Annotated in this window: 28 protein-coding genes; 16 read left to right on the top strand and 12 right to left on the bottom strand. The window is 66.3% G+C overall.

What is annotated here, in order from left to right; translation table 11 throughout:
• Positions 1-678: 678 nt before the first annotated feature.
• Together TX80_RS17335 and TX80_RS17330 are read left to right on the top strand one after the other, a co-directional pair.
• Entirely contained in the window at positions 679-1056 is a 378-nt protein-coding gene (locus TX80_RS17335) for a winged helix-turn-helix domain-containing protein (protein ID WP_049924517.1), read from the top strand.
• Positions 1053-1349 (top strand): DUF7521 family protein, encoded by a 297-nt coding sequence (locus tag TX80_RS17330; protein ID WP_049924516.1) that lies wholly within the window; start codon positions 1053-1055, stop codon positions 1347-1349. The genes TX80_RS17335 and TX80_RS17330 overlap by 4 nt, the downstream gene beginning before the upstream one ends.
• Positions 1350-1430: 81 nt before the next feature.
• Here the strand turns inward: TX80_RS17330 and lpdA are convergent, their stop codons facing one another.
• The 5 genes from lpdA to lipA form a co-directional block, all read right to left on the bottom strand.
• Positions 1431-2894 (bottom strand): dihydrolipoyl dehydrogenase, encoded by a 1464-nt coding sequence (lpdA, locus tag TX80_RS17325; protein WP_049924515.1) that lies wholly within the window; start codon positions 2892-2894, stop codon positions 1431-1433.
• 61 nt (positions 2895-2955) lie between these two features.
• Complete coding sequence (locus TX80_RS17320) at positions 2956-4530, bottom strand: dihydrolipoamide acetyltransferase family protein (protein WP_049924514.1); 1575 nt, start codon at positions 4528-4530, stop codon at positions 2956-2958.
• A 1-nt stretch (position 4531) separates the two neighbouring features.
• Entirely contained in the window at positions 4532-5518 is a 987-nt protein-coding gene (locus tag TX80_RS17315) for an alpha-ketoacid dehydrogenase subunit beta (protein ID WP_049924513.1), read from the bottom strand.
• Between the two features lies 1 nt (position 5519).
• Entirely contained in the window at positions 5520-6629 is a 1110-nt protein-coding gene (gene pdhA / locus TX80_RS17310) for a pyruvate dehydrogenase (acetyl-transferring) E1 component subunit alpha (protein ID WP_049924512.1), read from the bottom strand.
• 336 nt (positions 6630-6965) lie between these two features.
• Positions 6966-7964 (bottom strand): lipoyl synthase, encoded by a 999-nt coding sequence (gene lipA / locus TX80_RS17305; RefSeq protein ID WP_268258156.1) that lies wholly within the window; start codon positions 7962-7964, stop codon positions 6966-6968.
• Between the two features lie 75 nt (positions 7965-8039).
• On the opposite strand from lipA, the gene TX80_RS17300 reads away from it, so the two are divergent.
• From TX80_RS17300 to TX80_RS17290, 3 genes are all read left to right on the top strand, one after another.
• Positions 8040-8552 (top strand): PH domain-containing protein, encoded by a 513-nt coding sequence (locus tag TX80_RS17300; RefSeq protein WP_049924509.1) that lies wholly within the window; start codon positions 8040-8042, stop codon positions 8550-8552.
• A gap of 117 nt (positions 8553-8669) precedes the next feature.
• The gene (locus tag TX80_RS17295) at positions 8670-9248 is read left to right on the top strand and encodes a hypothetical protein (RefSeq protein WP_049924508.1); all 579 of its coding nucleotides are present in this window, start codon (positions 8670-8672) and stop codon (positions 9246-9248) included.
• Positions 9249-9304: 56 nt separating this feature from the next.
• Entirely contained in the window at positions 9305-11662 is a 2358-nt protein-coding gene (locus TX80_RS17290; RefSeq protein WP_049924506.1) for a DEAD/DEAH box helicase, read from the top strand.
• A gap of 27 nt (positions 11663-11689) precedes the next feature.
• Here TX80_RS17290 and TX80_RS17285 read toward each other — a convergent pair whose 3' ends face one another.
• The 4 genes from TX80_RS17285 to TX80_RS17270 all read right to left on the bottom strand — a co-directional run bounded on the left by TX80_RS17285 (position 11690) and on the right by TX80_RS17270 (position 14287).
• Positions 11690-12307: a hypothetical protein gene (locus TX80_RS17285; RefSeq protein WP_049924505.1), complete on the bottom strand. Its 618-nt coding sequence runs from the start codon at positions 12305-12307 to the stop codon at positions 11690-11692.
• A 193-nt stretch (positions 12308-12500) separates the two neighbouring features.
• Positions 12501-13166: an HAD family hydrolase gene (locus TX80_RS17280; RefSeq protein ID WP_049924560.1), complete on the bottom strand. Its 666-nt coding sequence runs from the start codon at positions 13164-13166 to the stop codon at positions 12501-12503.
• Positions 13167-13255: 89 nt separating this feature from the next.
• Positions 13256-13633: a hypothetical protein gene (locus TX80_RS17275; protein WP_049924504.1), complete on the bottom strand. Its 378-nt coding sequence runs from the start codon at positions 13631-13633 to the stop codon at positions 13256-13258.
• Between the two features lie 57 nt (positions 13634-13690).
• Positions 13691-14287: a DJ-1/PfpI family protein gene (locus TX80_RS17270; RefSeq protein WP_049924503.1), complete on the bottom strand. Its 597-nt coding sequence runs from the start codon at positions 14285-14287 to the stop codon at positions 13691-13693.
• Between the two features lie 285 nt (positions 14288-14572).
• On the opposite strand from TX80_RS17270, the gene TX80_RS17265 reads away from it, so the two are divergent.
• From TX80_RS17265 to TX80_RS17250, 5 genes are all read left to right on the top strand, one after another.
• A complete protein-coding gene (locus tag TX80_RS17265; RefSeq protein ID WP_049924502.1) occupies positions 14573-14983 on the top strand; it encodes a hypothetical protein in 411 nt (136 codons plus the stop codon).
• A 14-nt stretch (positions 14984-14997) separates the two neighbouring features.
• Positions 14998-15441 carry a hypothetical protein gene (locus TX80_RS17260; protein WP_049924501.1) on the top strand — a complete coding sequence of 148 codons (444 nt, stop codon included), beginning with the start codon at positions 14998-15000 and terminating at the stop codon, positions 15439-15441.
• A 188-nt stretch (positions 15442-15629) separates the two neighbouring features.
• Positions 15630-16715, top strand: a complete 1086-nt coding sequence (locus TX80_RS17255) for a DUF7343 domain-containing protein (RefSeq protein ID WP_049924500.1) — start codon at positions 15630-15632, stop codon at positions 16713-16715.
• Entirely contained in the window at positions 16712-16885 is a 174-nt protein-coding gene (locus TX80_RS19165) for a hypothetical protein (protein ID WP_154658695.1), read from the top strand. Before TX80_RS17255 ends, TX80_RS19165 begins: the two co-directional genes overlap by 4 nt.
• The gene (locus TX80_RS17250) at positions 16882-17586 is read left to right on the top strand and encodes a hypothetical protein (protein WP_049924499.1); all 705 of its coding nucleotides are present in this window, start codon (positions 16882-16884) and stop codon (positions 17584-17586) included. The genes TX80_RS19165 and TX80_RS17250 overlap by 4 nt, the downstream gene beginning before the upstream one ends.
• Positions 17587-17591: 5 nt before the next feature.
• Here TX80_RS17250 and TX80_RS17245 read toward each other — a convergent pair whose 3' ends face one another.
• A complete protein-coding gene (locus tag TX80_RS17245) occupies positions 17592-18404 on the bottom strand; it encodes an inositol monophosphatase family protein (RefSeq protein ID WP_049924498.1) in 813 nt (270 codons plus the stop codon).
• Positions 18405-18506: 102 nt separating this feature from the next.
• On the opposite strand from TX80_RS17245, the gene TX80_RS17240 reads away from it, so the two are divergent.
• The 3 genes from TX80_RS17240 to TX80_RS17230 all read left to right on the top strand — a co-directional run bounded on the left by TX80_RS17240 (position 18507) and on the right by TX80_RS17230 (position 19749).
• Positions 18507-18737, top strand: coding sequence for an Lrp/AsnC family transcriptional regulator (locus tag TX80_RS17240; RefSeq protein ID WP_049924497.1), 231 nt, complete (start codon positions 18507-18509; stop codon positions 18735-18737).
• A 54-nt stretch (positions 18738-18791) separates the two neighbouring features.
• Complete coding sequence (locus TX80_RS17235) at positions 18792-19100, top strand: MazG nucleotide pyrophosphohydrolase domain-containing protein (protein WP_049924496.1); 309 nt, start codon at positions 18792-18794, stop codon at positions 19098-19100.
• A gap of 100 nt (positions 19101-19200) precedes the next feature.
• The gene (locus tag TX80_RS17230; RefSeq protein WP_049924495.1) at positions 19201-19749 is read left to right on the top strand and encodes a hypothetical protein; all 549 of its coding nucleotides are present in this window, start codon (positions 19201-19203) and stop codon (positions 19747-19749) included.
• 38 nt (positions 19750-19787) lie between these two features.
• Here TX80_RS17230 and TX80_RS17225 read toward each other — a convergent pair whose 3' ends face one another.
• A complete protein-coding gene (locus TX80_RS17225) occupies positions 19788-20963 on the bottom strand; it encodes an HD domain-containing protein (RefSeq protein WP_049924494.1) in 1176 nt (391 codons plus the stop codon).
• A gap of 111 nt (positions 20964-21074) precedes the next feature.
• On the bottom strand, positions 21075-21575 hold the full coding sequence (locus TX80_RS17220; protein WP_195893107.1) for an AAA family ATPase: 501 nt from the start codon (positions 21573-21575) through the stop codon (positions 21075-21077).
• Between the two features lie 99 nt (positions 21576-21674).
• Between TX80_RS17220 and TX80_RS17215 the strand changes: the two genes are divergently transcribed.
• From TX80_RS17215 to TX80_RS17205, 3 genes are read left to right on the top strand one after another with little or no spacing between them, the layout of a single operon-like run.
• Positions 21675-22451 (top strand): DNA topoisomerase I, encoded by a 777-nt coding sequence (locus TX80_RS17215; RefSeq protein ID WP_049924493.1) that lies wholly within the window; start codon positions 21675-21677, stop codon positions 22449-22451.
• A 50-nt stretch (positions 22452-22501) separates the two neighbouring features.
• Positions 22502-23578 (top strand): tRNA-intron lyase, encoded by a 1077-nt coding sequence (gene endA, locus TX80_RS17210; protein WP_049924492.1) that lies wholly within the window; start codon positions 22502-22504, stop codon positions 23576-23578.
• A gap of 53 nt (positions 23579-23631) precedes the next feature.
• Positions 23632-24774 carry a tubulin/FtsZ family protein gene (locus TX80_RS17205; protein WP_049924491.1) on the top strand — a complete coding sequence of 381 codons (1143 nt, stop codon included), beginning with the start codon at positions 23632-23634 and terminating at the stop codon, positions 24772-24774.
• The last annotated feature ends 84 nt before the right edge of the window (positions 24775-24858 follow it).

Genomic DNA, 24858 nt, shown 5'->3' with positions numbered 1-24858 from the left:
CACACTTAAGGGCAACGGATCGCGACCGCGCCGGAATCCGCATCCGGCGAGGTGTTTGCGATCCGATCTGAGTGCCCGTATACATATAAGGGCAACGGACCGTCGTGACCGGGAACACCGATCACGAACACATCCAATTCGGAGTGCCCTTACACGTATAAAGCCGTCGAATCAATCCGACGGGACAGTGTACGGAAGACGGATGTAGTGCCTACCTCCGTGCCGGGGAACGGCCGGAGGGAACGTGGCGGCGTGCGCCACGTCGTTCGCATTAGTATCGAGTGCCGGGTACATATATAAGACCGTCGAACGAGAACGTCATCGGAAGCCGATACCATGCGACGGTTTTCCACCAGTTAATCACTGATATAACGCGAGGCGGAAACACTGTCGGAACGACCAGCTCGTGAAAGCGAGTCGCTACAGGAAACAGTATAACGCGGGCGGAGGTCGGCCAGTCATCCCTTCCTCGTAGACGCGGTCGGACCGGATGATACCCGCGCGGGTTGCACTCGAGCGCGCACGCGCAAGAAACCTTCGGGCCCACCTGGCGAGGTGTTTTCTCGCTGTTACCTGAGTCGGAACGCCGCCCGTATCGAACACGTTCGGACGGCCGTTTACGTGGGGTGCAGGTCGCATCGATGGCGATAAACCACGTGCGTCGTAAGGGACGTACGAATGGTCCGGGACCCGATCGGTTCGGAGTCGACGCCGTCCGCAGAAGAGATCTGCTCTGCGCTGGACGATCCCGACTGCCGTGAGATCATCCGGAATCTGGAGGAACCCATGACGGCTTCCGAGTTAACCAGTCGGTGTGAGATCCCACAATCGACGCTGTATCGAAAACTCGAGTTACTGACCGAATCGACGCTACTGGAGGAGTCGACCGAGATTCGCCGTGACGGCCACCACGCCAGCAAATACTCGATCGCGTTCGACGAGATCACGCTCGTACTCGAGGACGATCGAAGCCTGTCGGTGCAGATCGAACGGCCGGCCCGGACGGCCGACGAACGGCTCGCCGAGCTGTGGTCGGAGGTGCGCAAGGAAACATGACCCCGCTGTATACCGGATCCATCGAAACCGCCCTCGCGCTGGCGGTCGTCAAGACGCTGGTTCTCGTGGTCGGCGGGATCATCACGTACTTCGCGTTCAAGGCGTATCGACGGACGCGACAGCGCGCACTCGGCTATCTGGCAGCCGGGTTCGGACTCGTCACCCTCGGACTCGTCCTCGCAGGAATGCTGTATGAACTGCTCGAGGTTCCGCTCACGTTGGGAATCTTGCTCGAGAGCCTGCTCGTTCTGGCGGGCTTTCTCGTGATCGCCTATTCGCTGTACGTCCAGTGACGCATCGGTAGTCGATCCGATCACACCTGCATCCGGTCGCTCAACGTGACGAGCGAGCGAAGAAGAGACGACGAGGGCTGATTACCGATTCAGCGTGTGAATCGCGTGTCCGAGCGCGTTTTCCGCTGCCTCCATCACCGACTCCGAGAGCGTCGGATGCGTATGGACCGTCGCGGCGACGTCCTCGAGCGTCGCACCGAGTTCGATCGCGAGGCCGAGTTCGGCGATCAGCTCGGAGGCTTCGGGACCGACGATCGAGGCTCCGAGGACGTACCCCTCGGCGTCGTCGGCGACGATCTTGACGAAGCCGTCGCTCTCGCCGGTCGTCAGCGCGCGACCGCTGGCGCGGAAGGGGAACTTGCCGACGGTGGTTTCGAAGCCGGCGTCTTCGGCTTCGGATTCGGTCATCCCGACCGTCGCAATCTCCGGATCCGTAAAGACGACGGCGGGCATCGCCTGATAGTCGATGGCTGCGGGTTCGCCGGCGATGACCTCCGCGGCGACCTGGCCCTCCATGCTCCCTTTGTGTGCGAGCATCGGTTCGCCGGCCACGTCGCCGACGGCGAAGATCTGCTCGACGTTCGTTCGCGCCCGCGAATCGGTGTCGATGAAGCCACGATCGTCGGTCTCGACGCCGGCCGACTCGAGAGCCAGCGTGTCGGAGACGGGTTCGCGGCCGACCGCGACCAGCACTTTCTCGGCGTCGAGTTCGAGTGACTCAGCTTCGACGGCTTCTGCCTGTCCCCCGTCGGCGGCCGCCTGTTCGGCGGGGTCCGCGACGACACGGATCGTGTCGCCGTTGTCGTGCCACTCCGAGGCGGTGTAGCCGAACTCGAACTCGATCCCGAGATCGGTCGCCCGCTGTTTCACGGGCCGTTTGAGATCGTCGTCGTAGCCGGGCAGGATCGAGTCGAGCATCTCGATGACCGTCACGTCGGTCCCGAGTTTGGCGAAGACGCTCGCCAGTTCCATCCCGATGTAGCCAGCGCCGACGACGACGAGCGAATCGGGAACCGAGTCGAGGGCAAGCGCCTGCCGCGAGTTCAGGACGGGATCGTCGCCGAAATCGAAGTTCGGGATCTCGATGGGGCGTGAGCCGGTCGCGACGATCGCGTGTTCGAACGAGAGGCTTTCCGACCCCTGTCCCTCGCCGCTGTGTGAGACCCGGACGGTTTGGTCGTCCTCGAACGTCGCGGTCCCTTCGAGCAGATTGACCCCGTTTGCCTTACAGAGTTTCTCGACGCCGCCGGTGAGCTGATCGACGACGCCGTCTTTCCAGTCGACCATCTTCGCGAGGTCGACGGCGGGATCGGCGTGAATCCCCATCTCTTCGGCGGAGCCGGCCTCGTGGGCGAGATCGGACGCGGTGATCAGCGCCTTCGAGGGAATACACCCGTGGTTGAGACAGGTACCGCCGTAGGCCTCCTTTTCGACGAGCGTCACGTCGAGATCGAGTTGTCCCGCGCGGATCGCGGCGACGTACCCCGCGGGCCCTGCGCCGATGACCAGTACGTCCGTTCCGGTGGTGACGTCTCCGACGACCATCAGTTCCGTCCTCCGTTCGATACGTTCGTGGTGGGTCGTACCATTGTATGCAGTCTCATGGTTACTCGAGCAATAGCAGTTCGGGATTCTCGAGGTACTCCATTACGGTGTTGGTAAACTTCGCGCCGACCGCGCCGTCGATCAATCGGTGATCGAACGACAGCGACAGCGTCATCATGGAGCGTGGCTCGATCGACTCGGTTCCGTCGTCGGTGACGACGCGGGGTTTGCGCTTGATCTCGCCGATCGCGAGGATCCCCGACTCGGGGTAGTTCAGGATCGGCGTGGCGTACTCGCCGCCGATGCCGCCGATGTTCGTGATCGTGAACGTCGACCCCTGCAGTTCGTCGGGGTTGATCGACCGTTCGCGGGCTTTCTGGACGAGTTCGTTCATCTCCGAGGAGAGTTGGAGCAGCCCCTTCCGATCGGCGTTCTCGACGACCGGCACCATCAGTCCGACATCGGTCGCAGTGGCAACCCCGACGTTGTAGTAGTCGCGGTAGACGATCTCGTCGTTTTCCTCGTCGATGACCGCGTTCATCTCGGGGTACTCCTTGAGCGCCGCGATCACGGCCTTCATGATAAACGGCATAAAGGTCAGCCGGATGCCGCGATCCTCGGCGCGCGGTTTGAGTTCCTCGCGGGCCTCGACGAGGTCGGTGACGTCTACCTCGTCGTGGTGGGTGACGTGTGGCGCGCTGTACTTCGATTCGACCATCGCCTCGGCGATCCGTTTGCGAACGCCGCGGAACGGTTCACGGCGTTCGCGCTCGCCGGGAGCGAAGTCCGTGCCCTTCTCGCCGACCGGTTCGCCGGCCTCGATCGCCTCCCGGTCGGCCGCCTGGGCCTGTCGCTGGGCCTCGGCGTACTCCCGGACCGCCTCGGGCGTGACGAACGCCTCGCCGTCGCGTTCCTCGACCGCGGGGACGGCGTCGATGTCGACGCCCTCCTCCTCGGCGATCCGACGGGTCGCGGGAGCCGCGAGGGTCGTGTCACGGTCGGCGGACTCGACCTGTGCCGGCGGCTGGGTCGCCGTCCCGGCGGGACTCGAGGCTGCAGAAGCGGACGCCGTTCCCGCGGTCGGTTCGGCGGCGCTCGAGTCAGACTCCGAGTCCACGGCCGTATCGGTTTCGTCCTGGCCAGCGCCGGTCGGGCCGTCGGCGGCGACGGCCTGAACGTCGGTCGCGGTGATCCGACCGCCGGGGCCGGTTCCCTCGAGTTCGGAGAGGTCGATGCCCTCCTCACGAGCCAGGCGACGGACGCGCGGTGGCGCGAACACGCGGTCGTCCGGCGTGGCGGCCTCGTCGATCTCGCTCCCCGTAGCTTCGGGACTGCCGGCCGACCCGTCGGCCGGTTCCGACTCCGGTTCCGGTTCGGCTTCGGCACTCTCGGCTTCCCCTTCCACGTCGAAGGAGATGATGACCGTCCCGACGGGAACCATCTCGCCTTCCTCGGCGTGCAGTTCACGCACCGTCCCGTCGACCGGCGAGGGAACCTCGACGAGTGCCTTGTCGGTCTCTACTTCGGCGACCGGCTGATCTTCCGTGACCGTGTCGCCTGCCTCGACGAGCCACGAGACCAGTTCACCCTCAGCGACTCCTTCACCGACGTCCGGAAGTTCGAATTCGCGAACCATGTTAAAACCCCATCGCGTCCCGAATCCCGGATTCGATGCGGGCGGGTTCGGGAAGGTAGTAGTCCTCGAGCGCGTACAGCGGGAACGGCGTATCGAAGCCGGTGATGCGCTCGACCGGTGCCTCCTGATAGAGCAGGGCCTGCTCCTGAATCGTCGCGGCGATCTCCGCACCGAGTCCGCCCGTCTGGGGCGCTTCGTGAACGACCGCCGCGCGGCCGGTCTTCTTGAACGACTCGACGATCGTCTCCTCGTCGAGCGGCGACAGCGTCCGCAGGTCGACGACCTCGACATCGATCTCCCCCTCGAGGTTTTCGGCGGCCTCGACGGTCGGACGGGTCATCGCCCCCCACGTGAACACCGAGATGTCGGACCCCTCGCGGCGGACGGCCGCCTCACCGAGAGGGATCTCGTAGGACTCGTCCGGGACTTCCTCGCGGAACGCCCGATAGATGAGTTTGGGCTCGAGGAACATCACCGGGTCGGGACTGCGGATGGCACTCGCCAACAGCCCCTTCGTGTCGTATGGCGTCGACGGAACGACGACCTTGAGGCCGGGCTGGTGGACGAACATCGCCTCCGAGGACTCGGAGTGGTGTTCCGGGGCGCGGATCCCGCCGCCGTAGGGGGCACGGATGACCAGCGGGCACGTAAATCGTCCTCGCGAGCGCGTCCGCAGGCGCGCGGCGTGCGAAACGATCTGATCGAAACCGGGGTAGATGAACCCGAGGAACTGGATCTCGGGGACCGGGCGCATGCCGTAGGCAGCCATGCCGACTGCCGTACCGATAATCCCCGATTCGGCAAGCGGCGTATCGACGACGCGGTTCTCGCCGAACTCGTCGTACAGCCCTTCGGTCGCGCGGAAGACGCCGCCGTTTTTCCCGACGTCCTCGCCCATCACGACGACATCGTCGTCGCGTTCCATCTCGCTTTGCAGTCCGTCCCGAACCGCCTGTACCAGGGTGAGGTTTTGCGATTCTGCAGCCATATTATCCCTCCAAGAGGGCGTCGTCGCCGTGTTGCTCGCGGATCGATTCGAACCACTCGAGTTGGTCCTGAAGTCGCTTTGGCATCCCCTCGTAGACGTGTGCGAAGATCTCCTCCGGCTCGGGACGCTCGACGGATTCCGCGGCGTCGATCGCGTCTGCCACCTCGTCCTCGATGCGGGACTCGATCGCGTCGACCCGTTCGTCGTCGAGGATGCCGTTGTTCCGGAGGTACGTCTCGAGCCGCGGAATCGGATCCTTTTGCTTCCAGCGTTCGACCTCTTCGTCCTCCCGGTAGACGGACGGATCGTCCGCGGTCGTGTGGGCACCAAAGCGGTACTGGACCGCCTCGATGAGCGTCGGTCGGAGTTCGTCGTCGTCGGGGTTTTTGGCCTTCTCGACCGCGTCGCGGGTGACTTTGTACACCGCGAGCGGGTCCATGCCGTCGACCTGAACGCCCTCGAAGCCGTAGGCCGTCGCCTTCTGGGCGAGCGTCTTGCTCGCCGTCTGGCGCTCTCGGGGAACGGAAATCGCCCACTGGTTGTTGTTACAGAAGAAGACGTTCGGCGTATCGAAGACCCCCGCGAAGTTCAGTCCCTCGTGGAAGTCCCCTTCCGAGGTGGCACCGTCGCCGAAGTAACAGAGAAACGCCTTCTCCTCGTCGCGAAGCTTCGAGGCCCAGGCGGCCCCCGTCGCGTGAGGAATCTGGGTCGCGATGGGGACGGCGACCGTAAAGAGGTTGACGTCCTCGGGAATCACGTTGCCCCGTTCGTGGCCCATCCAGTACAGCAGGGTCCGCTCGAGCGACATCCCCCGAACCAGCGCAGCGCCGTGTTCGCGGTAGCTGGGGAAGACCCAGTCCTCCTCGGCGAGCGCGTGTGCGCTGCCGATCTGGGCACCCTCCTGCCCCGAAAGCGGTGGATACGTCCCCATCCGCCCCTGACGCTGGAGACTCACCGCTCGCTGGTCGAAATGCCGGGCCAACCGCATCTGTTCGTACATCTCGACGAGCTGGTCCTCGGAGAGGTTGGGCACGTCGGCCCCCTCGAGGACGCGACCGGTTTCGTCGAGTACCTGTACTCGCTGTTGGGGATCGCGCTGTATCGTACTCACGGGTAGACCCACCTGCGCATACCCTAGTGAATTATCGCTTGCGTTAAAGGATTTTCGTAAATAGTTTACTATCAAAGGAATTCTTGCCTAGCCATCACCGAATATCGGACAACACCAGACGTAAGTGGACATAAATAGACCTATGAACGAATACCACACCAATTGTCCAATCAGTGTTCGCAGAGTGGGGCGAGACTGGACGAACCGGCTATTTCCGTGCGTCCGACTCGTGGAACTACAGGAGATCACCACGAGAAGCGCCTCAAAACGAGGGTTCGACGCCGTCGACTCTCGGTTCGTACTGCGCCCGTACGGTCGGGAACGAATCCGTCGCGGTTAGCTCCGGGCCCCCGCCCGCGCGTCCCGTCGCGCTTCGTCGACCGTTTTGCCCTCGCGAAGGACGGCGTCGACGAACAGTTCGCCGGCTTTGTACGACGAGCGGACCATCGGACCGCTGGCACAGTAGAGAAAGTCCAGTTCCTCCTCGGCGACCCGTCGCCACGTCTCGTACTTGTGGGGATGGGCGTAGCGTTTGACTTCGAGGTGGCTCCGGGACGGTCGAAGGTACTGCCCAAGCGTCACGATATCGACGCCGCGTTCCCGACAGTCCGCGAGCGTCCGGTAGACTTCGTGGTCGTACTCGCCGTGGCCGAGCATGATCGAGGTCTTCGTGTAGATGTCCGATTCGCGATCGACCTGCTCGAGTACGGATAGCGACTGCTCGTAGCCCGCGCGTCGGTCCCGCACCGGCCACTGCAATCGCTCGACGGTCTCGACGTTGTGGGCGATCACGTCCGGATCGGCGTCGATGATCTTCCTGACGAGGTGTTCCTCGCCCTGGAAGTCGGGGATGAGTACCTCGACGAGGATACCGGGGTGGCGGTCCTTGATCTCGCGGATGGTCTCGGCGAAGTGGCCCGCCCCTTGATCGGGCAGATCGTCCCGGTCGACGCTGGTCAGGACGACGTAGTCCAGCCCGATTTCGGCGACGGCCTCGGCGACGTTTTCGGGTTCGTCGGGATCGAGCGGTTCCATCCCGCCGGTCTCGACGTCACAGAAGTTACAGGCTCGGGAGCAGCGGTCGCCCATCAGCATGAAGGTGGCCGTCCCGCCTTCGCCGTCGCCGGTACCGGCACCGCCGGACCAACACTCCCCGAGGTTTGGGCAGTTGGCCTCCTCGCAGACGGTATGGAGATCCCGATCGCGCAGCGTCTTCCGGATATCGGTAAACTCCCGGCCCGACGGCGGCTGCATCTTCAGCCAGTCGGGCTTGCGTGCGCTGCTCATATTCGAACATTCCCTCCGGCGGTGAAAACTGTGGTGGTCCGTTGACAGCCCACGGTCTCGAACGGATTCGCCAGATGGCACGCCGCGACAGCTTTACGGAAGTGAACGGAATAGCGGCGAGCGATGACGGTCGGCTCGACGCCCGACTGGTTTCACATCAGCGACGGCGAAGAGGTCGTCTGGGAGAGTCGTCCCCACCCAGTCGCGATGGGTACCGGCGTCCCGGTCGGGATCGGGGTCGCCCTCGCAGGCTTTGCCATCGCCGGCTGGAGCGCGACCGACGGCGTCGGGCCCCTGACGATCGTCGGCCTGCTCGTAGCACTGGTCGGGACAGCGGTCGTACTCGCTCGCTATCTCGTCTGGACGAACACGCGCTACGTCATCACCTCCGCGGAACTCTACAAGAAACGCGGCATCGTCTCGCGGCGCGTCACCCAGTTTCGACACGATCGCATCCAGAACACGAGCCTCAGCCAGACCGCGCTCGGTCGCCTGCTGGGGTACGGCGATCTGACCGTCTTCACCGCCGGCTCCGGCGATCCGGAACTGACCTTCGAGCGAGTTCCCGACCCAGAGCAAGCCTCGCAGCTGTTGAGTGATCAACTCGCGGAAACGCCCGGGGGTTCGGCTCTCTGATACGGGTCGATAGCGCAGACTTCCGTCGTCAGGCGCTGAAAGCGGGCGGTCCACGAGTCCGATCACAAGGATCGAATCACAAGACCCATTGTATCAACCGCGTCCGTATCCGATACGATGAGCCAACAGTCAACGGACTCGGACGGAATCGTCTCGCGGCGCTCGAGTATCGCGGCGAGTGCGGGAACGGGAGTGCTGACCGCCGCGGTCGGGTATCTCGTGACCTACGCCATGATCGCCGGCGAAGCGAACGAAGTCGTCGGCGACGGCATCGCCACGTGGAAAGGCGTCGCCTGGTACTTCTACAACGCGCACCTAGTCGATATCGAGGCCAATGGCTCGGTCGGTTCGTTCGGCACGGCGGGAACCGTCGACTTCATCGCTGAGTCGGGCAGTACGAGCGCCACGCTCCTGTACGCGGTTCCACCGCTGTTGCTCCTTGCAACCGGTGCACTTCTGGTCGTCCGGTCGAACGTCGACGAACTCGGTGACGAGGTCATCGTCGCCGCCCCCGTCACGATCGGGTACGCCCTCGTTATCGGATTGGGGGCATTCGTCACCGAATCGAGTTCGGAAGGGTTCGTTGTCGGAATAGCGTTCGCACCACAGCCCGTGCCCGCGTTCGTACTCGGCGTCCTCTACCCGCTGGTGTTTGCCACCGCCGGCGCGGTGATCGCCGCCCTGGTCGACCTGTGATAGCCGACGCGACTCGAAGGAAACGCCTTTGACCCGACACCCCCGGTATCCGTGTGATGGAGGTCGCCGAGGTTCTCCCCGAGTTCGCCGACGCCTTTGCTTTCGAGGAGTTCAACCGGATGCAACGCGAGGCCCTGCCCGCACTGCTCGAGAGCGACGAGAACGTGGTCGCAAGCGCGCCGACGGCGTCTGGCAAGACCGCCCTCGCGGAGTTGGCGATCTGCAAGGCGCTGTCCGACGGCGGGACGGCCCTGTTTATCGCGCCCCTGCGTGCGCTGACCAACGAAAAGGAAGACGACTGGGACCGCTTCGAAGCGCTCGACTACTCGGTCTACGTCGTCACGGGCGAACGCGACCTGAACCCGCGGCGCGCGCGTCGGGCGGACATCCTCGTGATGACCCCGGAGAAGCTGGACTCGGCGACCCGAAAACACGACTCGCGCCGGTACGACTTCGTCACCGACATCGACGTCTGTGTCATCGACGAGGTACACCTGCTCGATGCGGATCGCCGGGGGTCGGTGCTCGAGGTCACGATCTCGCGGCTGCGGCGGCTCTGTGAACCGCGCATCGTCGCGCTGTCGGCGACCATGCCGAACGTCGACGACGTGGCGGCGTGGCTCGACGCCCCCGAGGAGACGACCTTCGAGTTCGGCGAGGAGTACCGTCCCGTCGACCTCAACGCGGGCGTCAAAACCTACACGCACGGCGAAAACACCTTCGCCGACAAGTACCGCCGGCTCTATCGCGCGCTCGATCTCGCGGAGCCACACCTCCGGGAGGACGGTCAGGCGCTCGTGTTCGTCTCCTCCCGACAGGATACCGTCCAAGCGGCCAAGAAGGCCCGCGACGAGATCGCGGAACGGGACGTGCCGATGGGAGCCCGCGGCGATTACGACTTCCACACCGAGTCGAAGGACCTCGAGAACGACACGCTCCGCAACTCCGTGCTTGACGGGGTCGCCTTCCACCACGCGGGGCTGTCGAAAAACGACCGGGATCTCGTCGAGGAGTGGTTCAAGGACGGACGCATCGAACTCCTGTTTTCGACCTCGACGCTGGCCTGGGGGGTCAACCTCCCGGCGAGATGTGTCGTCATCCGGGATACGAAGCTCCACGACCCCCTCGAGGGCGAAGTCGATATGAGTCCGCTCGACGTGCTCCAGATGCTCGGCCGCGCCGGGCGGCCGGGGTACGACGATGTCGGTTACGGCTGGGTGATCTGTGACCGGGCGGACGCGGACAAGTACCGGCGGCTGCTCCGCGATGGAAAGGAGATCGAGTCCCGACTGGCCGAGAGCCTCGAGACGCATCTCAACGCCGAGATCGCGATGGGGACGATCACCGATCTCGAGGACGTAATGGACTGGCTCGAGACGACCTTCTACTACGTGCGTGGGCAGTCCAAACCCGACGACTACGACTTTCCGAACCTCCGCCAGCGGGTTCGAGATCGGCTCGAGGAACTGGTCGATCGGGGCTTCGTCGAGACCGGCGAGGACCTCTCGATCGAAGCCACGCCACGCGGCGTGCTCGCCTCGAAGTACTACCTGCGTCTCGAGACGGCCGCGAAGTTCGCCGCCCTGTGTGACCGGGTCGCGGCCGGCGAGATCGAGATCGGGACCGACGACGTGCTCGAGACGATTGCGACCGCCGAGGAGTTCGACTCCGTGTCGGCCCGACAGGACGAACGCGACGCGATCGACGCGGTACTCGTGGGTCAGGAGACCGACGATCTCGAGGCCGGCGAGCGGAAGGTGCTCGCGATCGTCCGGAGCGCGACCAGCGGGACGACGCCGTCGGAACTGCGAAGCGACGCCTGGGTCATCCGGCAGAACGCGACGCGGCTCGTGTCGGCGCTTGGCGCGTTCCTCGACCGGTTCGTCGGCCCGCACGCGGCGAACCTCGCCCGGCGCGTCGAGGCCCGAATCGAGAACGGGGTCGCCGAGGACGCGGTCGGGCTGACCGCGATCGACGGCGTCGCGTCGGGCCGGGCGAGCAAACTCGCGAAGGAGGGGCTGTCGACCCCGGGGGATGTCGTCGACGCGGGCGTCGACGGCCTCGTCGACGCCGGGCTCTCGGAAGGGGTCGCCGAACGCGTCTCCGAGGGGGCACAGTCGCTCCCCTCGATCGAACTCGAGTGGGGTTCGTTCCCCGAGACCGTCGCGACCGGCGAAAACGAGGTCCGGGAGGTGACCGTTCGAAACGTCGGCGAGGCGGCCCGGGCGGGAATTCGAGTCACCGTAAACGGCGTCGAGATGACGAGCACCGCGACCTACCTCCGTGACGAGGAGACCGTCCCGGTCGGGGTTTTCGGCGCGGACGCGGACGAGCTCGAGTTTACCGTCAGCGTGGCGTTTCCCGAGGTGCCGCTCGTCCCCGCCGCCGAGACGCGAACGGTATCGGTCGAGTAAACGGCCGGACGTCGAGCGCCCCGGGAGTCACGCCGAACAGGCGACGAGACTGTCGCGCCTCGAGAGGTCGATCCGCGCGAGCAAATCCTCGTTTGGCCCGCCCGTCCGCCGGTCTCTGAACACCGCCTCGGGAGTGATATAGTAGACCGACAGTGATTGGGGACCGTCCGAGACTTCCTCGCCGTCTTCGGACGCGACCGAATAGGACATGTAGTAGTCGACCTCGACGTAGTACCCCTCCAAATCCGTGGCGAGGACGGTTCCGGAGGACGATCCCGGGCTGGAAAGCAGCCGATCGCCGTATTTTTTGACTAGCTTGTTTCGCATGTACGCGCGTTCGAACTTGCTCGCGTACTCGGTGACCGATGTGTCGCTAAGCGACGACGGGATGGACGGATACTCGAGCGGTGGCGCGTCCTCGCTGGAGGGGTCCTGATCGGCCGGCGGTCGCGTCCGATCCCCACAGTCGTACTCAGCCGGCGGATACCCCGCTAATTCGAGATCGACGGGTTCGCTGGACTCGTCGTCGGTCGGCTCCGAATCCGTCTCGTTACCGTTCGACGTCGTCGAATCGGACTCGAGGAGACAGCCGCCGAGCGCCGAGAGGGCGACACCTGTGGCAGTGATGGCTGCACGCCGTTTCATACACACCACAATTATTAGATAGTAAAAGTGTTTTGGGGATGGGGGCGGCTCCGACCGACCGAAGGTCGTTCCGTGCCGCTCGATTGTCGATATCAATCCCGACCGGTGGAGGAGAAGTTGCACCGCTAGTAACAACTGAAACGATTTACACACCGATCGCCCAGCTCTCGTGCGATCGGGTGTGCATTGACTTTCAGTGGCTACTATAGCGATCGGTCCGCTCGAGGACGGCTGCCCGGAGTTCGGCGGGCGTGTCGACGACCTCGTCGGCCGGCGAACGGTCGATATCGCCGTGGGCGTCGATCCGGTAGGCGACGACGAGCGTCCCCGCTCTGGCGGCCGCTTCGATCCCGTTCTCGGAGTCCTCGACGACGAGACACTCCTCGGCGGGGACGCCGACCTCGGCCGCGGCGTACTCGAAGACGTCGGGTGCGGGCTTGCTCGCCGCGTCGATGTCGTCGGCGCTGATCACGTGATCGAACGAGTCCTCGAGGTCGAACCGTTCCGTGACGATGGCGATCCAGTCGTGGGGTGACGAGGAGACCAGCGCGGTGGGGATGCCCGCCGCCTCGAGCTCCGAAAGCAGATCGTGAAGGCCCTCGAGCAGGTCGACACGCTCGGTGTAGATTTCCTCGGCGGCCGCCGCGAACCGCCGGACGAACGCCTCTCGGGAGATGGCCGTTCCGTACTCGGTCTCGAGGTAGTCGTAGATCTCGCGGTAGTTCATGCCGCTGGTCTCGGCGACGTCGACGTCCTGCTCCGGGACGGCCGCGGGAAGGATGTCCTCGCGCTGGAACGCGACCCAGTAGTCCTCGCTGTCGACGAGCACGCCGTCCATGTCGAACAACACTGCGTTCATGTAGCCGGGGTACCGGGGCATGGCGTATAGCCGTTTGGTCAGGAGCGGTTTTCGTCGGTTTCGCGGGATCGGAGAGGACCGCCCTCCCGTTAGGGGACGCGTGCGACGGCGAAGCCGATTTCGTCGGGCTGGATGTCCACCGAGAGCGCGTACCCGGGGTCGACCCGATCCCACCGGAAACTGCGTTCCAGTCCGTGGTCCGTCGTTACGGTCGCAGTGACCGGTTCGTCGATATCGAAGTCGGAAACCGCGCGACTGTCGTCGACGTCAATACGCACCGTTTCGTCGACGTGGACGGTACCGCTGTCGGTACCGACGAGCGTAACCGTAACCGTTCGCTCGCGATCGGTCTTGTTGTTGAGCATCACGATCGGGGTTCCGTTCGAAGCGGCGCAGGCGACGCCGGTACCGGCCGCGATCCCGGTACCGCCGAGGACGCCGAGCAGCCGTCGGCGAGAGAGGGCCATATATTCACTAGCAACTTCGTCGTAAAAATATTACTTATCCGACGGTAGTCGAGCGGGCTATCCGAACACTTCGCCGCGGCGCTCGTGGGCCATCTCCTCGCTTACGTCGTCGGCGACGTCCGCGCCGAACTCCCGCTCGAGGAGCCACAGAGCCAGATCGATCCCCGAGGTGACGCCGCCGCCGGTCAGCACGTCGCCGTCGTCGACGACCCGTTCGTCGACCACGTTCGCCGCTGACGCGTCGAGGTCGTCGACCGCGACCGGGTGGGTCGTCGCCGGTCGGCCCTCGAGCAGGCCCGCTTCAGCGAGGATCATCGCACCCGTACAGACCGACGCGACCGTCGCGCCCTCGGTATACCGCTCGTCGACGGCGTCGGGGAGCCGGCCGTCCTCGACGGCGGCACGGACCCCCTCGGTGGCGGCCGTCCAGCCGCCGCCGGGAACCAGCAGGATGTCCGGCTGTCCGAGGGTCCCCTCCGGTTCGACGCGCAGATCGTGGCTCGCGGTCACGATGTCGGTCTCCTCGAGCGTTACCAGTCGCGTCTCGAGGGACGCACCGGCCTGTGCCCCGTTCTCGAACACCTCGTAGGGACCGATCGCGTCGAGTTCGTCGAAGCCGTCGAACAGCACGATTTCGGCGGTGGTATCCACCATACGTGGTTGCTCGGCAGCCCGGCGGAAACGCCTTGTGCATGTGTTTCCCCGTCGACTCGAGCCGTCCCGAGACGCCATCGAGACGAGAGCGCGCGAACGGTGGCCTCGAACGGACGCCGCCGAAACGCCGCCCGATGCACGCTCGTCGTCCCGCTCTGGTTCAGACGGGAGAAATCGGCCGGAATCCGACGAAAACGTCGTTCAAATCCGTTCAAACGACCGAAAGGCGTGTTCACGGCATCCCCCCTTCAAGTCGATCCGATACCCGAACGTCGGATGCAAGCTATGAAACGACCGACGCTCATCGCAATCGGATGCGCAGTACTGATCGCGACCACCGGCCTCGCGGCTGCAGCGCCCGGAAACGCGCCCGCGTCCGTCGACGCGGGAGCGGACGACATCGACCAGCGGGCGGCCGACCCCGGCAAGCAGGGTGGGAACGGCATCGCCGATGTCGACGAGCGCGACGGACAGGGACCGACCGTCGACCTCCCCGAGCAGGTTCCCGACCACGTCTCGGCGGTCCACGAGCGGATCTCGTCGTTCCTGAGCGGCACGCTCGACGGATCGCTCGGTGACGCCGTCAGCGAAGTGACCCCGGGTGCGGACGCTGACGACGCGAGCGACGACGAATCCGACTCGAGCGGTGACGACGAAACGACATCGGACGAGGACGGTGAGCGGAGCGACGAATAATCGGCTCCGGTCACATGCACGCGTACCCCGACGCGTCGTTGCCCGCGGTCGGCGTCGACACCGGGTCGGTGACGGTCGTCGTGAGCCTGTTGCTCGGCGGGGCCGCCCTCCACGCCGGGGTTCAGGTCGCGACCGACGGCCACGCGGATACCGCCGTCTATGCCAGCGCGGTGCTGACTGCGCTGCTCGGCGCGCTGGCGTGGGCGGTGCTCGAGCCGATACCGATAGTCGGCGGCGCACTGGCCCTCCTCGCGTGGGTCGCCGTCGTCAAGCGGCGCTATCGGCTCGGCTGGCTGCGGGCCGTCGCGGTCGCCGTCGTCAAGCGGCGCTATCGGCTCGGCTGGCTGCGGGCCGTCGCGGTCGCCGTCGCCGCTTGGGCGGCTGCGGTCGTCGCCCGTGCCGCCCTCGAGGTGCTCGGCATCGAGGCCGTCACGGCCCTCGGCGTGCCGGGTACCTGAGCGCATCGACTCCCCGGCGTCGACCGTCGGGATCCCGCTGACGCCCTCCCTCCACCCTACCGGACGGCCGGCGTGGCGTTCACGCCGCCCGGCCGTCCGAACCCGATCGTCGATACCGCTACTATCACTGAACTGTCGAAAAACGCGGATTTCGTGTGGTTTAACCGATGGCACGGGAATCGAGCGGTATGAACGTTCGCGTCGGCGTGACTGTCGCGGTCGTCGCGGTGCTTCTCGTGGGGCCGATGACGGCCGCCGTTTCGGCCACAGACGCCGGCAACCCCCCGTTCGAGCCGCTGGCGATCCAACAGGACGAGATCGACGCGAACGAGGTCCGAATGGATCTCGCACTCGAGCCGAACGGAACCGCCGAGTGGACCCTCGAGTTCTGGGTTCGACTCGACGACAACGAGAGCGCGGCGGCGTTCGAGTCGCTGCGGGCCGAGATCCGAGAGAACCCGGACGAACATCTCGAGGGGTTCACCCGCCGGATGAACGACACCGTCGCCACCGCAAGCAACGCCACGGGGCGAGAAATGACCGCCGACGGCTTCGACGCAAGCGCCGAGCGGCAGTCGTTCGCCCGCGAGTACGGCGTCGTCAGGTACACGTTCCGCTGGCACGGGTTCGCCGCCGTCGAGGGCGAGACCCTCCGTGCGGGCGACGCGATCGAAGGGATCTATCTCGACGACGGCACGCGGTTGCTGTTCGAGTGGCCGGCGGGTTACGAACTCGCGTCGGTCACGCCCGATCCCGACGATCGACGCGAACGCGCCGTGATCTGGCGCGGCGACGAAACCGATTTCGTCTCCGGGGAGCCACAGCTCACCGTCGTCGACGGCGGAACGGGGCCAAGCGTCGCGGTCCTCGCGACCGTTGCCGTCCTCGCAGCCGGGCTCTGTATCGCCGGGGCGTGGTGGTATCACACTCGCACCGCGGCCTCGAGCGAACGGACGACCGACCGGGAACCGGACCGGGACGCCGATCCCGCGACAGCGGCGGTCGATACGCCGGCCTCGAGCGCCACCGGGTCGCCGGAGCCGGAACTGCTCAGCAACGAGGAACAGGTGCTCCGGCTGCTCAGGGACCACGGCGGCCGGATGAAACAGCAGACGGTAGTCGAGGAACTCGGCTGGACCGACGCGAAAACCAGCAAGGTCGTCAGCGGACTGCGCGAGGACGGGAAACTCGAGTCGTTCCGGCTGGGGCGAGAAAACGTGCTGTCGCTGCCCGACGAGGACGAAGCGAACCCCGGAGGTGACGGGACGGCATGACGCGCTCGGCCGTGTCACGGAACCGCCCGCTCGAGCACGCCGCCGCGGAGGTCGACGAAACCGACGGCCGAGAGCCGATCGAAAACGGCGTTGAACCGTCGAAATCGTCGCTGACCCGCCGTCACAGTATCGACTCCCTATCACCGAACGACGAGACCAGCTACCAATGAACCGACCCACATCGATCGCGCTGGTCGCGGTCCTCGTCGTGACGGTCGCAGCGCCGCTCGGTGCGGCGAGTCCCGTCACGAACGAGGAGACGCCGACCGGCACCGACGAGACCGAATCGATCGCACCCGGAGAACACCTTATCGGCGTCGTCGGCGTCCAAAACGCCGAACTAGAGGGAGACGTTTCGGAACGGGCCTACAGCGCCCGGATCGCGAACGCGGAGCGCAACGAGACGAAAGCGGCCGTCCTCGACGAACACCTCGCCGAGAGCCGAACGCGACTCGCCGAACTCGAGGAGCGGCTCGAGACGTTAAACGAGTCCCGCGAGAGCGGCGACCTCGGCGAGGGACGTTACCGTGCGGAAGTCGCACAAGTCGTCGCCGAGGCCCGGGCCGTCGAACGCCGGATCGAAGCGGCCGAGACCACCGCAACCCGACTTCCCGAATCCGCGCTCGCCGACCGCGGCGTCGACGTCGAGTCGATTCGGGCGACGAGAGCGCGCGTCGGCGAACTCGCCGGTCCGGAACCCGCGGCGATCGCACGCTCGATCGGCGGCGAGGACGTCGGGCGATCGATCGGTGCCGAGCGCGAACCGGGGCGTCCGCTCGAGGGCGAACACGGAAACGGAACGGCCGCTCCCGGCTCCGACGCCCCGCCGCGGACGAACGACGGCGCTTCCCCGGACTCGAGCGCCGGGTGAGACGCTCACCGATCGGTATCGTCCGTCGTTTCCGCGACGATCTCCCGAAGCGCGTCGAACGTCTCCCGAGTCACGCCGGCGACGAACCAGTCGTCGCCGCGTTCGGTCTCGAGTCCGCTTTCGTCGGCGAACAGTTCCCCGAGGGCCTGTTCCTCCCGATCGGGTCGATAGCACACGATCCCGTCGAGCCGACCGCGCGCGAGCAGCCCCCAGTGGACCGTCGGACTCCAGCTCTCGAGCCGGCGCTTACACCGTTTTTCGACGGCACGATCGATCGACGCGGAGACCGCGCGGCGGTCCGGCTGCCGTTTCACGTCGTGGCCGATCACCGTGACGACGGTCGCGGTCGACGGCTCGAGCGCGCGGCCGCGATCGGCGCTGACCGGCCGACCGTTGTACCGGACGCCGCCGTCCCGTCGGCCCACGTACAGCTCATCGAGAAGCGGGATGTAGACGACGCCGAGAACGGGTCGCGGATCGGGAGCGCCGTCCGTCTCGAGGACCGTGACGGCCGTCGCGAACGACGGCAAGCCGGACTCGAAGTTGTTCGTCCCGTCGAGCGGATCGACGACCCATTCGTACGGGCCTGACCCGCCGTGGCGACCGGACTCCTCGGCGTCGATCGGATGGTCCGGAAACCGGGATTCGATCACCGAGAGCATCCGTCGCTCCGAGCCCGTGTCAGCGCTCGATTTCACGTCGTGTTCGCCCGGATCGACGTCCGTCTCCCCGTTCCGATAGGAGTCCCGCAGGAACGCACCACCGACCCTGCAGGCCTCGATAGCGGTCCGTTCGACCGTGTCGAGCGAGTTTCCCATACCATCGCGGGAGGTCGGACAGCGTATAGCGATTGTGTTTCTGTCCGACATGAAATTCGGACGCTTTCGTTATTTGCCGTTCCGTCACGAAGCAGCGATGGAATGGCTCGCGCATTCGCCACGGTCGACGCCGCGACCGGAATGGCCGAAGAGGTGTGTCGAACGGCCCGCGGAACCGAGGGAGTCGTCGAGGCGCACGTCATCGCGGGTGATTTCGACGTCATGATCGAACTCGAGGGCGAGGACACCCACGACATCCTCAGGACCATCACGACGACGATCCGGCCGCATGAGGGGGTCGGCGCGACACGAACGTACGTGTGTCTCGACTGACCCAGTGGCGGTCGGTTTCGCGCCGTTTTTCCCGCAGCTCGAGGAGGTGGACGTATGGACGAACAACGACGAGTCGCCGACTTCGTCGCGCGACACGGACTCGAGACGCCGCCCGAATACCGACTGCTCGATCTCACATCGGAGGTCGGCGAGCTCGCGAAGGACGCAGCCGAGTCGACCGGCTACGGGGACACACCGGCGGACCTCGAGATCAGCGCGGACGAACTCGGCGACGCGCTGTTCGCGCTGTTGGCCCTCGCCGACTCGCTCGAGATCGACGCGAGCGAGGCGCTCGAGGACGCACTCGAGAAGTACGAACGACGGCTGGACGGCGCTGACACGCCCGGGTCGCCGACCGAGTAGCGCTCGCCCGGAGATGCGAACGGAGCGGCGGTGCGGCCGACTCGACGGCCGGCTATCGAACCGGCACCGTTATTATCGATCCGGCTGACGCCGAAACCAGATGGTTGATCCGTGGGAGGGTGCCGTCGTCGAGACGTACACGGGCGGTCGGTTCGACCTGCTAGACCCCGATCCTGACGACGTTCGCCGCCGGGATATCGCCGCAGCGCTGGCCCACACCTGCCGGTTCGGCGGTCACTGCCGGCACTTTTACAGCGTCGCACACCACTCGATCCACGTCAGTCATGAACTGCCGGACGACGAGCCGCGGCTGCAGTTGCTCGGACTCTTCCACGACGCGGGGGAAGCGTATCTCGGCGACGTCCCGCGCCCGCTCAAAGCCGAGTACGACCTGTTCGACGATATCGAGGGGCGCGTTCTGGACGCCGTCTGGAACGCCGTCGGCGTCGACCCGCCGAGCGACGACGAGTGGACGCGGGTGATGGCCGCGGACGATCGGCTGCTGGCCTACGAAGCCAGTTCCCTGCTCGAGGACGGCTCCTGGACCGACCGGTCGCCCGATCTCGGGTACGATCTCCGGTCGGATTCCGTCGCGGAGATCCGCGAGCGGTTTCTCGCTCGGGGCGAGCGGCTGTCGGATCGGCTGTAGCAGTTTCAACGACCCCGTGGGTGGCGAGAAGGCGCGGCTCAGGCCGGAACGGTGCTCTCCACCTCGAGCACCGTTTCCGCCGCATCGCGGACCGCGTCGACGTCGGCTTGGGGTGTGTACACGCCGAGTCGCCACATCTCGCGGGTACAGGCGTCGAGCCCAGCGACGAGCGACGAGCGCTCTTCGAGGCGCTGGAGCTCGCCGTCGACGACGATCCGGGCTCTGGACTCGGGAGAACTCGGTTCGGAGGGGCTATCGACGATGACGGTCGCCGGATCGACGCCGGCGGTCGCGGCGATCTCGCGCTCGAGTGCGCGCGTGCGATCGTACTCGAGTCCGCGGAATCGATCGGGAACGTCCCCTCGCCGGGCCCAGACGGCCCGCTTGTAGAGCCGTCGTTCACGGAGCCGCGTCGCCAGATCGGCCGTCGGATCGTGCTCGCGAAGCGTCGCGAGCAGTTCGGCGTCGGTCAGCCGGGCGAACCGCCCGGGGTCGATGACGCCGTCCGAGAGGACGCGCTCGCTCGCCCGGTCGAGCATCGCGCCCGCGATACGGGAGACGTGGTGGCGATAGACGGTCGCGTTCATCAGCGTCCGGGCGATCAGCGCGCTTTCCGCCGTCGCGACGTTGCCCGCCTCGAGCGCGAGTTCGCCGTCGACGATCCGGAGCGCGTACAGCAGCCGCGCATGATCGATCGTCCCGTAGGGGACCCCGGTGTGGTGGGCGTCCCTGACGAGGTAGTCCATCCGATCGACGTCGAGCGATCCCGAAATGAGTTCACCGAGCGGGCCGCGACCGTCGACCGTCGCCGCGACCGCCTCGGGGTCGAGACCGCGCTCCTCGAGAGCGGTCCCGAGTTCGCTGTCCGTGAGCAGCCACTCGATCTCGTCGTGATGGCGACCCAGATGGCGCTCGATCGCGGCCTCGGTCTGGTGGCCGAACGGGCCGTGGCCGACATCGTGGACCAGCGCCGCCGCCCGAAGCCGGTCGGCAAGCGGCTCGTCGACGTCGAGCCGGTCGGCCGCTCTCGAGGCGAGGTGATAGACGCCGAGGCTGTGTTCGAACCGGGTATGGTTCGCCGACGGATAGACGAGTTGCACGGTACTCAGCTGGCGGACCTCGCGGAGCCGCTGTAGCTGTGGGGTATCCAGAAGCGCCGCCGCCGTCGAACCGAGTTCGATGTAGTCGTGGACGCTATCCTTGATCGTCGTCATGTCGGAACACTCGTGAGAGCGGGGTCTTAGACACGATGGTCTCGGCCGGGGATGTGGTGTGTTGCGGTATGTCCCCGTCGTGGCGACGGTCGGGTTCGTCGCCGGCCGCGGTCACAGAACCGCGCGATCGATCTGTCGGTAGGTCTCCTCGAGCGACCCCGAGTTGTCAACGACGAGGTGCTCGCGCTCGAGCGAGTCGAACGACTCCCGCAGTTGCAGGTGTTGCTCGAACGTGGCGTCGCTGATAGTGTCCGTTCGGGCGTCGATGCGTTCTCTGACGATCTCGAGGTCGCAGGTCACGCGCACGAACGCGACGGCAGCGTCGGTCGCCCGTGCGATCTCCGCCGCCTGCTCCCGGTAGCGTTTCGACTGGAACGTGGCATCGAGGACGACGTTCGTGCCGGCCTCGAGGCTCGCCCGGGCCTGCTCGAGGAGTTCCTCGTAGGTGGCGTCAGTTTCCGCGTCGGTGTAGGACGGATCGGGGAACAGTCGCTTTCGAACCTCGTCGCTTCGATACCGCTCGGCCGGCAGATGGTCGGCAGTGTAGCCGGACGCGACGGATTTGCCGACGCCGGGAAGACCACAGTAGACGATCAGCGTTGGACGGGCCACGCGTATCCGTCGCGGGTACACCTACTAAATCCGACCGGATTCCGGCGGCGGGAACGAGCCACCCGCGAGTTTAACTGTGATCCCGCGGCCAACGCCCCCATGATCGACGACGCGATCCGCGTGCTCGCGGGCGACTGTACCGTCATCACCGAAGCCGACGATCGGGCGGAGTACCGCGGCCGAGTGACGACGCTCGTCAAGCCCGACAACACCGTCCTCGTCCACGACGCCGACGGCTACCAGCCCGTCGCGTGGCTCACCCGCGCCGACAGCGTCTCGAGCGACCGCGCCGACGGGTTCACGCTCGTCGCGAAGAAGGGCACACGGACCCTTCGTCTCGCCGCCCACGACCGGGACGGCTTCGCCCACTACCCGACCTCGGCGGCAGGGACGCCCGTCGGGGAGTGTCCCGACTGCGGCGGCGCGCTCGTTCGCTCGAGCGGCGTCCACTGCGTCGGCTGTGGCGACAGCTACGGCGTGCCGACGGACGCGACGGTTCGGGACGACCAGTGTCATTGCGACTGTGGCCTCCCCCGAATGCGGGTCGAGCGCGGCCTCGCGTTCAACGTCTGTCTCGACCGGGACTGCGAGTCGCTCGACGCGGCCGTCCGGGAGGCGTTCGACCGCGAGTGGGACTGTCCCGAGCCGAACTGCGACGGCGCACTCCGGGTGCTCCGGCGCGGCGGGCTCATCGCCGGCTGTGAACACTATCCCGACTGCGACACCGGCTTCGCGATGCCGGCCGGCGTCGTCAACGGCGAATGTGCCTGTGGCCTCCCAACCTTCGAAACGGGAACCGGAACCCGCTGTCTCGATACGGCCTGCGAACGGATACTCGAGGGGGCGTCCGAAGCCGACGCCGCAAGCGACGACTGAAACCGGCTGCGATCCGCAGCCACTTAGTGTCCGCCGGCCAAGCCCCGGGTATGTCACTCGAGGGGCGGTTCGACGACGAGGCGGGCGTCGTTCGCGTGGGCGGCGACGCGCGCCAGCGCTATCACGACTCGCGGGGCTACGGATACCCGCTGGAGGGGAACGAGATCGCCCTCGCACCCGTCGAGGCGGCGCACCTGCTCTACCGGGGCGATCTCGAGGCGGTCGTCGACGACGAGAGCGGCGAGCGACTCGGCTTTCGGGCGTTCGCGGCGCGAGAGCCGGGCACGAAATTCGGCGTCCGGTTTCTCGTCTACGCGGACCTGCGGTCGCGGGGGTTTTACCTCTCGCCGGCCGCGAGCCCGTGGCTCGCCGATCCGCCGGACGGCGACGTCGACTTCGCCGTTTTCCCGCGGGGGAAAGGCCCCGGCGACGGCGACATCGCGTACGCACTGCAGGTTATCGGCGAACGAACCGACATCCCCGCGAACGAACTCACCGACGGCGTTCTCGCGGTCGTCGACGAGGAAAGCGAGATCACCTACTTCGACGTCAATCCCAGGGATCCCCGGGGGTCGTCGGATGCACCGTTGCCCGACGACTGTGGGGCAGACCTGCTCGCGGACCGGGTGGTCGTCTGGGATCCGCCGGAAGACCTGTACGAGCGGGCGTTCTACGGACAGCCACTGGAGGGGCGGGAGTACGACCGACCGACGATCCAGTGTTCGCTGCTCGAGGCGGCGTACCTCGCCGAGCGGGGAGCGATCGATCTCGATCCCGACGCGGTCCGCGAGCGTGGCCGCGACGTCGAAGGCAACCGGTTCGATCGGCGGCTACACGTCTACACGGCCCTCCGCGAGCGCGGCGTCGTTCCCAAGACGGGGTATAAGTTCGGTGCCGACTTCCGCACCTACGCCGACGTCGAGTCGGTCGACGAACTGGGCCACTCCGAACTGCTGATCCGGGTCCATCCGAACGAGTACGTCTTCGAACCGCGGGACCTCGCGCTCGACGTTCGGCTTGCCCACGGCGTTCGCAAGACGATGGTTTTCGCGCTGCTCGGCGAACAGGGCCGTGACGACGCCGGAGCCGGGATCGAGTGGTGGTCGATCGAGCGGCTGACACCCTGACCGGGCCGACGTGAACGGAACCGTGAAAACCCCGACAGTCGATACGGTTACCTATGCACCTCGAGGTGATCGGCGTCGGCGGCGCGGGTTGTCGGATCGCCGATACGCTCCGGGCGGTCGACCCGGACGACCACTCGTTCGTCGGCGACGCCTTCGCGTTCGATACCGACGGCGAGGACGTGACGGCGCTCTCGACGATCCCCGAGACACACCGCCATCGGTACGGACAGGCGGTCGGAAACGGACTCGACGGAAATCTCCAGCGGGGGCGTACCGTCGGCGAGGAACACGTCAACGAACTGAGCCGGCAGGTAGACGACGGCCGACCGTCGGTCGCGGACGCGTTTCTCGTTTCCGTCGGACTCGGCGGCGCGACCGGCGGCGGCACGGTGGCCCCGCTCGTTTCGGATCTCAAGACGCTGTACGACAAACCCGTCTACGTCCTCGCGACGATACCTGCCGACCGCGAGTTCGAACCGTCGGCTGACGCTCCGGGCCAGGGCGGCGACCCCCGCCCGCTCGCGGCGGAGAACGCGATCAGATCGCTCGAGCGACTCGACGGGCTCGCGGACGCGATCATCTGTTTCGACAACGACGCGTGGCTGCGGACCGGAGAAACCGTCGCCGATGCGCGCGATCGACTCAACCGGGAGTTCGCGACGCGCGTTGCGGCCTTGTTCGCCGCCGCGGCCGGCGAAAACACGTCGACGGAGGCCGAGACAGTCATCGACGCCAACGACGTCGGCCGCATTCTCGGGAGCGAAACGGCGATCGCAACGCTTGGTTACGGCACCCAGCAGGTCGAAACCGACGACGGCGGCTCCCGATTCGGCCTCGGATTGTTCTCCTCGGAGCCAAGCGTCGACACGAGCACGGCGATCAGCGCCGTCGAGACGTCGATCCAGAAGGCCCTGCACGGCAAGCTCACCCTCGAGTGCGAGCGCTCGAACGCCGACCGGGCGATGCTCGTCGTCGGCGGGCCGCCCGCGTGGCTCAACCGGCAAGCGATCGCCGACGGCCGCTCGGTTCTGGAGTCGACGACCGGTTCGGCGGGGATCCTGAGCGGCGATGCCCCCCGTCCCGACGGCGACTCCGTGTTCGCGGTCGTGTTGCTCGCCGGCGCGGAACCGGCCGATCGCCTCGAGACGCTGCGGTCGGGGACGCGGCCGCTCGATCGGAGCCGAACCGAACGGTAGCGGGCCGGATCGGCCGAACGGCCCGGCGCGTCGGGCAGGAACTGGCCGCACCGCGAAGGCGAAGGCTTTTGCGCCCGCGAGCGC

Source organism: Halopiger djelfimassiliensis, from assembly GCF_000455365.1.
Lineage (GTDB): Archaea > Halobacteriota > Halobacteria > Halobacteriales > Natrialbaceae > Halopiger_B > Halopiger_B djelfimassiliensis.
The sequence above is the reverse complement of the archived record's forward strand: the minus strand, read 5'-3'. Positions and strand labels throughout refer to the sequence as shown.